The following is a 14,583-nucleotide window of genomic DNA, read 5'->3' as shown; positions in this document are numbered from 1 at the left end:
CTCTGCAGAAAGCCCAACTGAACGGCCGAGCAGGTTCAGGATTACGCACTAAAAACCTTTCAAAAACAGGCTTTCCTTATTCCGAAGAAATCTTAGAACTGCTTTCGGTATTCATCAATCGGTCCCAGAAAGTAAAATAAAGTCCGAAATTGGTTTTGAATTCAGCGTGGTGAAAATGATGATGGGTCGCGCCAATAAATAATTTTCCGAAGCGGCTTTTTATAAAAGCTTCTGGATAAATTTCAATATCCAGATGATTTATCACACTACTGAGAGTCATAAAAATCAGATAAACCCCAATCACAATAGGGTGAACCGGTAAAATAAGCAGAATGGCCGGTACGATTAGCGCTTCCAGCAAAGACTCCCAGGGATGGAATGAAAAGGCCGTCCAGGGACTGGGCACTAAACTATCGTGATGCACTTTGTGTATTTTCTTAAAAACTTTCGGATTATGCATCCAGCGATGCACCCAGTAATAATAAGTTTCGTGTAGCAGGGAAAGCAAAATAAAACTTAGCGGTAAATACCAGAAACCGAATTTTTCTATATCCAGGTAAATCGCAGTAAAACCCTTTTGCCAAAGGAAATAAGTAAGTGCACCAAAAAATCCAAAAATAACCGAAGACCAGGTACTCCAGTAAATTTCCTTTTTTAACTGTCCTTTTCTGAAGCCGCGTTTACTTAATCTTTTCTTTCTGAATTTTTCGCTTTTCAGCTTAAAATAATACCAATAGAAAATACCTGCGGAGACCAAATACCTAAGAAAAACTGCGGCAAAAAAGATCACTACACAAACAATAAAAAGCCCCGGGTTATTTATTTCGAAGAATATCATACAAGTTCTAAAGTAATTAATAAGACGCTTATTTGTAAGTCAACTTTTCAGAAATTAATCTTAAATCTTTTAAGTCTATGAAGTAGCTTTCAGAAGCCTCGCAATTCTTACAATTTACTATCTTCGAAACATCTTAGCCAATTTGCCACTTATGAAGAAAATCTCTGATTCACATTATTTAAAATTCGTATTTATAATCAGCTTACTCCTATTTGGTAGTTTACCTGCTGAAGCCCAATTTCCAATAGGAAGTAATCAAAACAAAGAAGCTGAAACCGAAGAAATCCCGGAAGATCCGCTGGGAAGAAGAACCCCACGAGGTACAGTAAAAGGATTTATTGATGCTATGGCCGGGCAAAACTTTAATCTCGCCGCCAGGTATTTGAATTTTCCGGCAAGTATTACTTTAGAAGAAGATAAAGAACAAATAGTTCAGGTTTTACAGCGCTTATTTGACCAAAAAGGAAACCTCCAGCCTTATCATACAATTAGCGATGACCCCAACGGAAAAATAGATGATGGTATTGACGGGAACCTGGAAATAATAGGGAATGTAAATGCCGACAATGAGTCAATAGATATTTTTTTAAAGCAATATGATGATGAAGCAGGCAACCCAATTTGGCTTTTTTCTTCAGAAACAGTTGGCGCCATAAGTTCGCTTAGCCTAAGAGGCTCCGCGTTAATTGACGAAATAATGCCGAGTATCCTTAAAAAATATCTTTGGGGTGGCGTACCGGCCGGCCAATGGATTGTTGCTCTTGTACTTATAGCTTTAAGTTATTTTGTTTCGTTATTATTAATTTCCACCATAATACTCCTATTAAAAAAATTATGGAAACGAACCAGGGAAACTCCCATTTCTGGAATTATCAAAGCCATTAAACTTCCTGTAAAACTTTATGCGGCCGTTTGGATATTTGTCGCGCTTTCAAGAAATCTTGAACTTTCTATTATTTTACGGCAAAAATTTAGTGCGATTACCATAATAGTAGGAATTGCTGCGTTCCTTATTCTCCTCTGGCGATTATCAGATTTCATAGGAAAATTTAGCCAGGAAAAGATGGTATTACGTGGCAATCCGGCAGGGGTTTCTATAGTTTTATTTCTGCAGCGAGCCGCCAAAATAGGCATCGTGGTTTTTGGAATCATAGCCGTTTTAGGGGCAGTAGGAATTGATGTAACCACCGGTCTGGCTGCATTGGGAATTGGTGGTATTGCCCTGGCCCTTGGTGCCCAAAAAACCATAGAAAATTTTGTAGGAAGTGTTACTTTAATCGCCGACAGGCCTATAAGAGTTGGGGATTTTTGCCGGGTAGGCCAAATTACCGGGCATATAGAAAAAATAGGAATTCGTTCTACTCAAATTCGTACTTTAGATCGTACAGTGGTTAGCATTCCAAACGGTGCGTTTTCATCTGATACTATTGAGAATTTTGCACACAGGGATAAATTCAGGTTTATTACCACCTTAAATTTTAGATACGAAACCTCACCGGACCAATTGCGATTTTTACTTGCTGAATTGCGAAAAGTACTTTACGCCCACCCAAAGGTATATGAAGAGCCTGCAAGAATTCGTTTTACTGGTTTTGCCGCGCATTCTTTAGATATTGAGATTTTTGCATATTTAGATGCAAAGGATTTTAATGAATTTCTGGAAATTCGTGAAGACCTTATGTTAAGAATGATGGATGTTGTGGATCGCAGTGGTACCGAGTTCGCCTTCCCTTCTCAGACTATTTACTTTGGAAAAGATCAGGGATTATCTAAAGAGAAATCGGCTGAAGCTGAAGCTGAAGTCCAAAACTGGAAAAAAGAATGGGAGATGCCGCTTCCGCAATTCTCCAGGGAACAAATTGACGCTCTCAAAAATAAATCCAGTTATCCGCCTGAAGGTTCGAGTACATCTATTAAGAAAAGTGAGGTTTAAAAATCTTTAGTTTTAGCAGCAATATGGATCGATTTAGCTTTTCAAAACTTCAGTTGAAGGAGAATCCATTGCTTATCTAAATAGCAATCCGTTCTAACAAATAGGCTCGGCCAATAGTTAATAGTATCTTAAATTTATATATTAGCCTCCTAATCAAAATAAAAGAAATGAAGGCCCAAATTTCAGGACTACTCGCAATTCTTTTTCTATGTATCGCTTGTAAAAACTCCTCTGAATCTAATGAATCTCAGGATTATTTGCTGAATAAACTTCCGCCTGAAATCACCAATATTAATTTCACTAATAAGATTACAGAAGACCCGGAGCATAGTATTATTAATTACATCTATTATTATAACGGTGGTGGCGTAGCTGCGGGAGATATAAACAATGACGGACTCCCCGACCTTTATTTTGTTTCTAATATGGGCGAAAACAAACTATTCCTTAATAAAGGAAATTTAAAGTTTGAGGACGTTACTGAAAAAGCTAATGTAGGCGGAAAGTCCAGTTGGAATACCGGGGTCACGATGGTAGATATTAACAACGACGGCCTATTGGATATTTATGTTTCAGCAGTTTCCGGTTTGCTTGATTTTGAAGGTCACAATGAACTTTTTATCAATAACGGAGATGGAACTTTCAGCGAAAAATCGGCAGAATATGGTTTAGATTTTAAAGGCTATTCTACACAAGCTTATTTCTTCGATTACGATAATGATGGAGATCTTGATGTTTACATTGTAAACCACGCAATACATACTACCCTTTCTCACGGTTCTGCAGATGTGAGAAACAAAAGAGTCCCTTCGGTTGGGGATGTTCTTCTCGAGAATAATAACGGCAAGTTTACAGACGTAAGCGAAAAAGCGGGAATATATGGGGGAATAAATGGTTATGGTTTAAGCGCAAGCCTTGCAGACTTCAATAATGACGGTTGGGTAGATATTTATGTGAGTAATGATTTTCACGAAGATGATTATTATTACATAAACAACCAGGATGGCACTTTTACCGAAACCTTAGATTCTGCATTTTCAACAATAAGCAGGTTTTCTATGGGTAGTGATGCCGCCGACATTACCGGAAACGGTTACCAGGATCTTATTACTTTAGATATGCTACCTAAAGATGAAAAAGTAATTAAGGAAAGTGAGGGTGATGATGCGATGTACAATATGCAAAAACGTCTTAGTAAACTGGGTTATAAAGATCAATATGCCCGGAATATGCTTCAAATAAATAATGAAGGTTCAAACTTTCAGGAAATGGCACTCTATAACGAAATAGCTGCTACCGACTGGAGCTGGGCACCCCTACTGGCCGATTTCAATAATGACGGACATCAGGATCTTTTTATCTCTAATGGGATTTTACGAAGGCCGAATGATCTTGATTTCAAAAACTTTGTGGCCACGGCTTTTAAAAATAGAAGCCCCAACGAAGGTATGAAATGGCTTTATAACTCTAAAGACGAAATGCCCGAGGGAAAGGTTTCCAATGAAATTTTTAAGGGAAATTCGCTTAAGTTTGAAAGAAAAACCGGGGAATGGATTGAGGATAAGGCCTCCTTTTCTAATGGCGCTATTTATGTAGACCTGGACCTGGACGGAGATTTGGATCTCGTGATAAACAATCTAAATGAAGAAGCCGGGATCTATGAAAATACCACCAATGCTTCAGGCGATTATCTTTCGCTTCAATTTGAATATCCCGGAAACAATTATGGCATTGGTACCAAGGCAATACTTTTTTCAGAAGGACAACAGCAGCTTAAACAACTATTCAATTCCCGGGGCTTTCTATCTTCCGTAGAAAGCAAACTTCATTTTGGCTTAGGTAAGGAAGAGAAAATCGATTCAGTTCATATTATTTGGCCAAACAATACCTATCAAAAAATTCAGCCTCAAAAAAATCAAAACCTTAAGCTTGTATATTCTGAAAACGCTGCTAATTATAACTATGAGGAAGCGGATAATCGGGAAGAATATTTCAAATATACCAACACCCTGGAATACGCTCATAAAGAAGATGAATATGACGATTTTCACCAGGAAAAATTAATACCCTACAGTGTATCTATGCAGGGACCAGCTGTGGCGACAGGAGATATAGATAATAATGGCTTTGATGATATTTTTATTGGAGGCGCTTCAGGTTATCCTTCCAAACTATTCCTTAATGACGGAAAAACCCTTACAGAGGTCAATATAGAAGGATTTGCTAGGCACAAGGAATTCGAAGATAACGCTGCTGTGTTTTTTGACGCTGATAATGACGGAGATCTCGATTTATATGTTGCTTCAGGAATTAATTCTAACCGAATGCAATTTTTCGAAAATGACCGGCTATACATTAACAACAACGGCGAATTTGATGATTCTCCCGGTTCTATGCCGAAAAACTATCTCAACAGCTCAACAGCGATAAGCCTGGATTATAATAAGGATGGATTTGACGATCTTTTTATCGGTAACCTCTCAGATCCGGGTAATTTCGGGAAGCAGGTAGAGTCTTATCTGCTTAAAAACGATCAAAAAGGTAACTTTACAAAAGATCCAAATTTCTCCCTTAGCTCAATGGTAACTTCTGCGATATCAGAAGATATAAATAATGATGGTTCTCCTGATTTATTAGTAGCCACCGAATGGGATAGTCCAAAGATTTATTTGAATGAACAAGGTGATTTTAAAGCAATTAAATTACCTGAAGGTCTTTTGGGATTATGGCAAAGTATAGCATTTTATGATATTGACGGGGACGGCCAGAAGGATATTCTCCTGGGTAACTGGGGGCTAAACACAAGATTTGAAGCCAAAAAAGACGCCCCTCTAAGAATGTATTATGCCGATTTCAATAAGGATGGAAAATTTGAAACTGTAATTGCTTATAATAAAAACGGAAAATATTACCCCATACATTCACGAAACGAATTAGCTTCCCAGATGAATTTTATAAGTAAAAAATTCCCCACCCATCAGGAATTTTCTTTAAAAACAATGGAAGATATATTCACGCCGGAAGTTCTGTCTTCTGCAAAAATGTATGAAATCAACACCCTGGCTTCGGGTTATCTTAAAAATAATAATGGTGAGTTTTCTGAATTCATTGAATTTCCAATGGCTTTCCAAACCGCACCGATCAATTCATTCCAGGTACTCAATATCGATGGAGAAGAACAATTACTGGTAAGTGGTAATTCTTATAAGGTAAACACCTATCACGGTGGATATTCTTCTTTAAAAGGTTTGCTGGTAAAAACCATTTCTGATTATAAAAAAGTTTTAGACGTAGGTATCAAACCTTTCGACCAGCAAATAAAAAACACCGTCTCAGTTCCTATGAGGGATAAAAATCTGCTTATTGTAGTCCCTAATAATGATAGTATTTCTACTTATTCTTATGATAAATAAACTCAGTTTGGTCTATATTTTTAACCAATGACTTTACTTTCCGCTTCATGCCATAGATTTCCGATTGCAACCTTAGAGTTAATGAAATTGTTTAGACCTGATTCGATTTATGATTTATTGCAGGGAATTTTCGAATCAGGGAAATCTAAGAAAAAAATACTATTTCAGCATTTCACGATTTTGAAGAGCGTTTATTATGTGTTCAAACGGCTTTATGATTTCACCAAAGGTATATTTCTTAATTTTCAACTCCTGAGAGCTGTGTCGACCAGTATGGCCGCCAATCTTCTTAGGACGAAGTTTTCTGGTTTCTTTTACCAAAACATAGAATTTCTCTGACTTTAAAGTATCTCCTAAGTTTAAATTAGATTCCTCTGAATGCAAAGCTTCCTTCGGATCTAATTCCTCCGTAATTTCTGCAGAACCATCCCTATCACATTTATACTTCCACACCCTACCCAATTTAGGGTGATTTTGAAGAGATTGAGGTGTTATTTTTTTTGCAATAACCTCAGATTTGTTACATTCTATTTTATCACCTTCTTTGTATAACTCCAATATAAACTTACTTTAATAGGGATAATTTAGATTCTATGTCTTCTGAATCTAAAGAGAAAATTTCTGAAACCTCATCAACTGAGAAAGATTGGCCAACTTCTTGAATAATTTTCGAAATAACACTTAAATCATTGATGTTTTCAATGTAATTTATATCAATTGTATATTTTGAAGGGTTTGCATCCAACTCATTTTCAAAATCTTCTTCGGAAATTTGCTCCTCGGCTAGTTCCAAAGAAAGTTCTAGAAGGTGATTCTTCTTTAATAAATTCTGTACTGCAAGAATACAATATTTCTTATAAACAGAATGATCCTCGATTTCAGCAATGGCTTTTCTAAAATGATCAAGTTTTCTATTATCAGTACGAAACATAATTGTGATTTCTTCCTGCTTAGAAAAAGCTTCGAAAGATTCAAATTCTTCACTTTTCTCAGATTCAAAAGATGAACCCCATTGCATAGTCATTAATTCACTCATAACTCAATACTTTTTGTGAAGCACTAATCTTCTTATTAATTACATCCTTATATAAAGAATCCGTTTCTGTAGGATAATGGTAATTAAAGCTTAAAAAGATTTTTTCTTTATCTGTTTTTTCTACAACGAGATTTAAAAAACAATCCTCCTCTTGGCGACCAAATTTTACTTGAAGTGGATCAAAAGATGGTATCGAACAGTTAATTTTTTTAATATCCTTTAATATAGGATAATTAGCATTTTCTTCGATCTCATATCTTACATTCACCCCAACTCCTTTGGTAGGCGTATGAGGTAGTAATTTCATAATTCGAGTAAAAAGTTCGACAGAAAACAATTTGGTTTCATCGGTTATTTTATCTAATCTTATTTCGATTAAATTATCCTTTGGAAATAAAGTTATATCTCTATAACTAAAACCGAATTCAAGTTCATTGGGATTTATAGTACCGTTGTAGGGCTCATCTGGGTCTAAGTTAAATAATTCACTCGCAACCCAATTCGGCGTAAAAATCCTTTTGTTCCAGCTCCCTAAACAAATAATGTTTACAGACTTTGGCTGTATCATGCTATTACTTTACTTTGCTAATCTAATAATTTATAATTAAAAAAATCAAAAGATTATATTAATTGCAATATACGCAGTTAATAATTTGTTTGACAAATGTTTGACAATTTTTGAAATAAAAAACAAAAAAACCCTCTAAATCAATCAGATAAAGAGGGTCTTTGTACTCGGGACGGGATCTGATAACCGATTCAAAACTATTTTTAACAATTCATATATTATTGAATATCAGTTTTTTAATTAATTTTAAATATATTTTATTCTATTTAAAAACATTTTATGTCGGGAAGATGTCGGGAAGATATCTGATAGATTTATTTTTTTGGAAATACCTTTAGAATGGCTACAGTGAAACTTTTTATTAGAGGAAAAGAAGATCCGAGAACAATTTACCTACGTTTTATACATGGCAGAAAACATGATTATACCAAAAACACAGGTAAAATTGTAAATCTTTCCAACTGTGTTTTAGCAGGTACCGGTAAAAAGAGCCTGATATTAGAAGGTGTTAAAAGAAATTCACCCGAATTGAAGAATCTTAATCGAAAATTACGAGATCTTAAAAATCACATAATAGACATGTATGATGAAGCCACTGCTGGAGAAGTCAGCGGTGGCTGGCTTCAAAAACAAATCGATATTTTTAATGGAAATTTTATTTCAGAAGAGGACCAACAGAAACAAGGAGACTCACTTACAGAAGCCATACAAACCGTTATTGACACTGCCAATATTAGAGAAAATTCTAAAGGCGGTTTAGGACTATCCAAGAGCCGGGTAAATTCATATAAAAATTTACTTAAAATCATCAAGGTTTATCAGGGAAAAAAGTCCCTTAAAGTTCAAGATGTAGACATTAAATTTGGGAAATCCTTTCTAGACTGGATGTTAAACAAACAACACTACTCAGAAAGCTATGCAAAAAAGAAAATAGACGACCTTAAAACTGTATGTACTGATGCTGAAATAAATGGTATTCAAGTTAGTCATCAGCTCAGAAAAATCAGGGGAGGAAAAGCTCAAACAGAGCATATAATCTTCCTAAATCCCCAGGAACTGGAAAAAATTGAAAAAACAGAATTAAAAAGCCAATCTCTCATTAATACGCGGAAATGGCTATTATTAGGTTGTCATATTGGACAAAGAGGAGGTGATTTATTAAATCTTACAGAAGAAAACTTTATAGTTCGAAACGGATTGGAGCTTATAGAGTTAAAACAACAAAAAACCGGGAAGCAGGTTACTATCCCGGTTTTACCCAAAACAAAAAATATATTAAAAGAAGGCTTGCCTTATAAAATTACCATTCAAAAATTTAATGATCAGATTAAGCTCCTGTGTGAAGAAGCCAAAGTCAATCAATTAATAGAAGGGCAAAAAATTGAAATGATTAATGAACAGGGAAATATAATTCCCAAAGACAGAAATGGCAAAAGAATCGAAAAAGGAATTAAAAGAAAAATTTCTGGTACTTTTCCTAAATATGAACTTATTACTTCTCACGTTTGCAGAAGATCCTTTGCTACAAATACCTATGGAAAATTGCCAACCCCTTTAATTATGCAGATAACAGCTCACAGTACCGAAAAAATGTTCCTTGGCTACATCGGTAAATCCTCAATGGATTATGCTCAACAAATTGCGGATTTCTACGCAAAAGAAGAAGTAAAAAAATCTATTTGATGATTTGCCAACGGGAGGATACCATCTTAGCTAGAGAAGATTCCTGGGGCCTTGTTCGTGAAGAGAATCAATAAAAAAAAATAAGAACGATTAATCTTACGTGCAGTTGTTCAAGGCTAGCAACTCTTCTCCTAAAAAAATTAGTGACCTTTGATAATGCTACTTTAGAGAAGCTTTTTCCTTTCCATACTACTATTGACAACCCTCACTACGAGGAACTCATGGTATATTTTGAGGGGGTCAATATAGCTCGGAATCACCCAAAGTTTATTTTTCTATACCATTAATATGTAGCGCAGCCCAAATATCCTTACGACTATATCCAGTTTATGGAACATTACCGGCGCAAGTATGCCAGGGTCGAAGGATCGATGAAACTTGAACACGATCCTGGAAAGGAAGTGTTTATTGATTATGCCTGCAAGAAACTCCAAATTATTGATAAGGAAACCAGAGAACTGATCCCGTTAGAAGTATTTGTGGCCATTTTACCCAATAATACACCTTAGTGGAAGCCTGTAAAGCTAAAACGGGAAGACCTGAATAACTGTAGCTGAAATGCCCTGCGCTTTTATGGAGGCGTCACTAAAGAATTGTCTCCGACATAAAATTAGCGGTTACCGGTGTCAGAGCAGGTATGAGGCGTACATCAACAGACTTCGCACAGCATTACAATTTTGTGATCAATCCTGCCCGGGGCTATGCTCCGCAGGACAAAGCTTTGGTGGAGAATGCGGTAAACCTTGCCTACCAGCGGATCTACTACCCCCTGCGTGAGATAAGCTTCTCCTCTTTGGAAGATCTGAACCGGGAGATAAAACGCTTCCTGGGTGGTGGACATTGATGGAGGCGGTACTTTTAATATCTGGGGAGTAGATAATGAAAGAAATTCAAATGAACTAATTAAAGAATAATAATCTCGCTAATCCTGAAAATAATCCTAATCGTCACTCTCTACCTAATCCTCTACTACGATTTAAAGAAAGAGCTGTATTATGGCTTCTTTTTTTCGGAGGTAGTAGCCTGGTTCCTCCTTATTATGAAAGCATCCCTATATTTTTATTTACAAGTATTTTTTAATTTCCATATTTTTTGTTCAATACAAGCGAAAATTAAATAGCCCTTTCCCCCCTAATTCCTTTTTATATTTCACATTAGTGTAAAAAAAACACCGCCGTAGCGGTGCTTTTCATTGAAATTATTTCTTTAGGTCTTAATGAACAATAATAGGGTCTGGATTATTATCGGGGTCTTCACCCACATAGCCATCTGTAGTTGCATTGCCTAAAAGCAACACACCTGCCGCGTGAGGAGAGGCCATAGATGTACCGCTTATGGTATTATATCCACCATCTTTCCAGGTAGATTTAATGCTTACTCCGGGAGCACAATAATCTACAGGAGGATTACCATAATTGGAGAAAGACGCAAAAACATCACTACTGTTCATGGCTGAGATCGTAAAAATGTTTGTCCCGTTTACTCGGGCTGGAGAATAATTGTTAGCATCGTCGCTATCATTTCCGGCAGCAAGTGCAAAAAGGATTCCATTTTGAGAAGCAGAAAGAACAGCATCGTCAAGGGCCTGGGATATTGGTCCTCCAAGACTCATATTGGCAACATCTCCACTGGTGCCATTTGCGGCTACGTGATCAACACCTGCAATAACTCCGGAATAAGAGCCGCTCCCTCTGCTGTCCAGCACTTTTACGGGAATTACGGTTGCTCCAGGTGCCACACCTATTACTCCAACACCGTTATTCAGGGCAGCGATGGTACCGGCTACATGGGATCCATGTCCATTTCCATCATCAAGTGACTTTCCATCTCTCCCTCTGGTAAAAGCATTAAATCCTCTTGAAGCATCAACATTAAGATCTTCATGGTCCAGGTCGATTCCTGTATCAATCACCCAGGCAACCCCAGAACCGGAATACCCTGTGACTCCGTTTACACGGGCAATGCCATATGGCATTTCCTGAGTAGAGCTGGTCTCAACTTGATCACCATTACTAGGTGGGGCCAAGGTAATTACTCTATCCTGTTCCACATAAGCAACTTTTTCATTTTTTGCCAATGCAGAAGCCTGTGATTCAGTTAAGCTTAAAGTAGCTCCATTTATGGCATTAGCATAAATATTGAGAATTTTAACATCGGTCAAATTATTCTCAGCAAGGACACTTTTTGTTTTACTCTGTACGGCTTGTTTATTGAGAGAGGACTTACCTTCTTGTCGGGCTTGATCTTTATATACCACAATGTACTGTCCCTGGATGGGCTCATCATAATTGTCCAGAGCGTTTGGATCTTTAGGTTCAACCGCTGTCTCCTCTTTGGAGCAAGAAGTCATTAAAGCCATAGCAAAAAAGATGGCAAAAACTTTGTAAAAATTTTTTAATATCATAACTAATTATTTAAGGTTAATAGGTTGAAATTAACCATAACATCTTGGAAAAAATTTCATTCAACCGTAATTCTTTTATGGTTTTAAAGCATTTAAGAAAGTTTTAATAGGAAGAAAGAATAAAACAAAAGCAATTTATATTTAAGATTATTTTTCTAATTTATAAAAAATAAAAGGTCTGTTTTAATAAACATTTTATGAGGATGTAATTTAAAATTTCATTTCACCTATTCTAAAAGGGCACAGAATATAATTATTAGTTTAATCCAAATAACTATAAGTAAGCAATATTATACAGAAAAAGTTGCATTGCACCACTTGGATTTAAAGCCCTCTCAAAATAATCAACAATTTTTCCTTATCTCTTTATACCCCTTCCAGTCAAAAGTTTTAAGAAATTCCAATCCTTTTTTTGCACCAAGAGTAAAGAGTTCCTTTTGTCGTTTTGGATTCATACCAAAGTTTAGCCAGTTAAATTCTGCATCTGCATCAATTTTGCAGATGAGCTTTTTATAATCTGGATTTTTAAGTATAAATTCATAGTCACTTATTTGACGCATAGTGCTTATCATTGCGCCACTAAAGCCAAAAATTTCATCAGCAGGACTGAATTTCTGCCGGTGTGTACTTAGCCTAACACCAAACGTGGGCCTGGTAGGAATTCCTCCCACATGAAAGGTATTTATAGGGAAGTTAGAAAGCATTCCTCCATCCACAAATTTTACAGCAGGTGGCACTTCTCCGTTATAACTGGCAAAGGCCTGCCACTTCTCGTCTGCGACATTTCCGGTATTGGGAATATTCTTAACCTCATAAGGATAAAAAAAGAATGGAATAGACATAGAAGCCCTTACAAATTTTGAAGGTTTAAGCTTGTTTATATTTTCCCAATATAATTCTCCCATTCTAGGAAATTCAACTTTTGTATGAGTGGTAATATCAGAAGTAATAATTGCCATCTTAGGCGGATTAAATTTGAAATCCTGTCTCGTGCGATGCTTAAGATTAGGAATATTATCCCTGTTTGCGCAAAGGTCCTGATATGTATAAATATTAAATTTTTCTAATGAAGTTGACAGCCAATTCTCGAAATGATCTCCCGGATTTATCCCCAATTTACTTCTAAGCAATTTCCAAATTCCCCAACCATGTAAAACAAGGTTCCAAAAGATACTTCCTCTTTTTTCAATTTTCTTTTGAATCATTTTTTTTATTCCTGAAGGCCATCAACAAAGTCGAAAAAATCTTTGTCACCCATAATCTCAATAATTCTCTCCGCAGTGGCCTCACCCGGTTTACCTACCCCGGCCATGAGAAGTGTGTTTATTGATCCTGCAGATGTGCCAGCCAGGCTATAAAACCGTATGCCGGCTTTTTCAAGGATATAGGTGTAGCCTACAAGGGCGATACCCAGTACCCCGCCTCCTTCTTGGACCAAATCTACATATTGATTACCTCTATCATCATACACATCTGAGAATAGTTTCCTGGAGTTTTTTATTTCTTCGGCTTCTTTTACTATATCTTCTATTTCTTTCCCAGTAATATACCTGTTCTCCATATTTATATTATTTTACTTAAAAGTGAAACTACCACTTTGCTAAATTTCTCCGAATTCTGAACAATATTATTTACTTTTTGATTTGTATGTGTACTGGATTTTACAATCTTCATAAGCTCGGCAAAATCTTCCATTTCACTTTTCTCAGGAAATATCTCCTGAATTTCCATTTGGGTAAGATGAACAATCGAGGACATTTCTCCTGCCAGCTCCACATTAGTCTCCCTTGCCGCGCTATTGGAGGCTTTTTTAACCTTATCGTGGAAGGCTTCCCAGTCTATTTCGGTACTTTTACTCATGGTTATTTTACTTGATTTAAAATTTGATTGATTTTTTCTCTGTATTGACTTATGTTACTTTCAACATCTGAAAAACCGGCATTTGCTTTTGTTGCCGTAGATACCATCTTTGATGTAGCAACTTCAATATTATGAATAGCAGAAGAAATTTTTTCATCGGTAATTCCTGCCATATCTAAATAACGTTGCCTGTTTTGCTCAACTTCAGCAGCCGAAACAAGAAAGGAGGTGAGGACGTTATTAATGCTTCGGGCATTGTTATATTTTTCAGTAAGTGAGCCTTTCAACATTTTTTCCAACTGGTCAAGAGGACCAATCATATATTGATACTGTTTGTTTATTTCACTTTGAAGCTCGGGAGCAGTCACTAGAAGAAACATCAACCTATCCTTTTCAGATCCTGATGATATTACCATTTCCCACATTTCCTTAATATCAGGATCGGAGAAGAATTTCCCGGCGTATTTTGGCAACCATACCTTTTCAAGGTATTCTCGAGCATTTTTTCTTTTTAGATCAAAGTAAACCTCTACCAGTTGATAATGTGATGATTCTAATTCCTGAATTTCAATACCCAGGTTTTGAGAAAGCATTGGCGCTTCTTTAGGAATACTGGCGCAGGAGAGCAAGGTCAAACTTAACCCTATCAACACCAAAATTCTTAATTTTAAATAATTCATCAGTAGTAAATTCAATAGTTATCCATCTATTACAATTGATCACTAGTGTCCGGTTAAGGAGTATGTGAATCATTGGGAAGTATGACTATATAAAGGATAAACGTTCATTGAAATATTTTTCGATTTGAAATTAAATTAGGGGAAATGATTGGAGCTTTGCCGGATGAA

The 14,583-nt window shown here is 36.3% G+C and carries 14 protein-coding genes; 5 read left to right on the top strand and 9 right to left on the bottom strand.

Annotated features, from left to right (window positions below; translation table 11 throughout):
- Positions 1–76: 76 nt before the first annotated feature.
- Entirely contained in the window at positions 77–838 is a 762-nt protein-coding gene (locus LB467_RS01085) for a sterol desaturase family protein (RefSeq protein WP_224472187.1), read from the bottom strand.
- A 151-nt stretch (positions 839–989) separates the two neighbouring features.
- Here LB467_RS01085 and LB467_RS01080 point away from each other — a divergent pair, with 151 nt between their 5' ends.
- Positions 990–2,771 (top strand): mechanosensitive ion channel family protein, encoded by a 1,782-nt coding sequence (locus LB467_RS01080; protein ID WP_224472186.1) that lies wholly within the window; start codon positions 990–992, stop codon positions 2,769–2,771.
- A 167-nt stretch (positions 2,772–2,938) separates the two neighbouring features.
- Positions 2,939–6,184 (top strand): VCBS repeat-containing protein, encoded by a 3,246-nt coding sequence (locus tag LB467_RS01075; RefSeq protein ID WP_224472185.1) that lies wholly within the window; start codon positions 2,939–2,941, stop codon positions 6,182–6,184.
- A 159-nt stretch (positions 6,185–6,343) separates the two neighbouring features.
- Here the strand turns inward: LB467_RS01075 and LB467_RS01070 are convergent, their stop codons facing one another.
- The 3 genes from LB467_RS01070 to LB467_RS01060 are packed head-to-tail and all read right to left on the bottom strand — an operon-like array spanning position 6,344 to position 7,788.
- Positions 6,344–6,742 carry a hypothetical protein gene (locus tag LB467_RS01070; protein ID WP_224472184.1) on the bottom strand — a complete coding sequence of 133 codons (399 nt, stop codon included), beginning with the start codon at positions 6,740–6,742 and terminating at the stop codon, positions 6,344–6,346.
- Positions 6,743–6,749: 7 nt separating this feature from the next.
- Complete coding sequence (locus LB467_RS01065) at positions 6,750–7,220, bottom strand: hypothetical protein (RefSeq protein ID WP_224472183.1); 471 nt, start codon at positions 7,218–7,220, stop codon at positions 6,750–6,752.
- A complete protein-coding gene (locus LB467_RS01060; RefSeq protein ID WP_224472182.1) occupies positions 7,213–7,788 on the bottom strand; it encodes a hypothetical protein in 576 nt (191 codons plus the stop codon). The genes LB467_RS01065 and LB467_RS01060 overlap by 8 nt, the downstream gene beginning before the upstream one ends.
- 339 nt (positions 7,789–8,127) lie before the next feature.
- Between LB467_RS01060 and LB467_RS01055 the strand changes: the two genes are divergently transcribed.
- From LB467_RS01055 to LB467_RS01045, 3 genes are all read left to right on the top strand, one after another.
- The gene (locus LB467_RS01055) at positions 8,128–9,471 is read left to right on the top strand and encodes a phage integrase SAM-like domain-containing protein (RefSeq protein ID WP_224472181.1); all 1,344 of its coding nucleotides are present in this window, start codon (positions 8,128–8,130) and stop codon (positions 9,469–9,471) included.
- Positions 9,472–9,800: 329 nt separating this feature from the next.
- On the top strand, positions 9,801–9,980 hold the full coding sequence (locus LB467_RS01050) for a hypothetical protein (RefSeq protein ID WP_224472180.1): 180 nt from the start codon (positions 9,801–9,803) through the stop codon (positions 9,978–9,980).
- A 128-nt stretch (positions 9,981–10,108) separates the two neighbouring features.
- Positions 10,109–10,315, top strand: coding sequence for a hypothetical protein (locus LB467_RS01045; RefSeq protein WP_224472179.1), 207 nt, complete (start codon positions 10,109–10,111; stop codon positions 10,313–10,315).
- Positions 10,316–10,684: 369 nt separating this feature from the next.
- Here the strand turns inward: LB467_RS01045 and LB467_RS01040 are convergent, their stop codons facing one another.
- The 5 genes from LB467_RS01040 to LB467_RS01025 all read right to left on the bottom strand — a co-directional run bounded on the left by LB467_RS01040 (position 10,685) and on the right by LB467_RS01025 (position 14,415).
- Positions 10,685–11,875 carry a S8 family peptidase gene (locus LB467_RS01040; RefSeq protein ID WP_224472178.1) on the bottom strand — a complete coding sequence of 397 codons (1,191 nt, stop codon included), beginning with the start codon at positions 11,873–11,875 and terminating at the stop codon, positions 10,685–10,687.
- Positions 11,876–12,219: 344 nt separating this feature from the next.
- Entirely contained in the window at positions 12,220–13,080 is an 861-nt protein-coding gene (locus LB467_RS01035) for a patatin-like phospholipase family protein (RefSeq protein WP_262901606.1), read from the bottom strand.
- A 5-nt stretch (positions 13,081–13,085) separates the two neighbouring features.
- Positions 13,086–13,436: a patatin-like phospholipase family protein gene (locus LB467_RS19150; protein ID WP_262901605.1), complete on the bottom strand. Its 351-nt coding sequence runs from the start codon at positions 13,434–13,436 to the stop codon at positions 13,086–13,088.
- Positions 13,437–13,438: 2 nt separating this feature from the next.
- Complete coding sequence (locus LB467_RS01030) at positions 13,439–13,735, bottom strand: hypothetical protein (RefSeq protein ID WP_224472177.1); 297 nt, start codon at positions 13,733–13,735, stop codon at positions 13,439–13,441.
- A gap of 2 nt (positions 13,736–13,737) precedes the next feature.
- Positions 13,738–14,415, bottom strand: coding sequence for a hypothetical protein (locus LB467_RS01025; protein WP_224472176.1), 678 nt, complete (start codon positions 14,413–14,415; stop codon positions 13,738–13,740).
- Positions 14,416–14,583: the final 168 nt, after the last annotated feature.

This window comes from Salegentibacter tibetensis (assembly GCF_020164485.1).
GTDB lineage: Bacteria > Bacteroidota > Bacteroidia > Flavobacteriales > Flavobacteriaceae > Salegentibacter > Salegentibacter tibetensis.
Note: the sequence above shows the minus strand (reverse complement) of the source record. Positions and strands in the feature narration are given on the sequence as shown.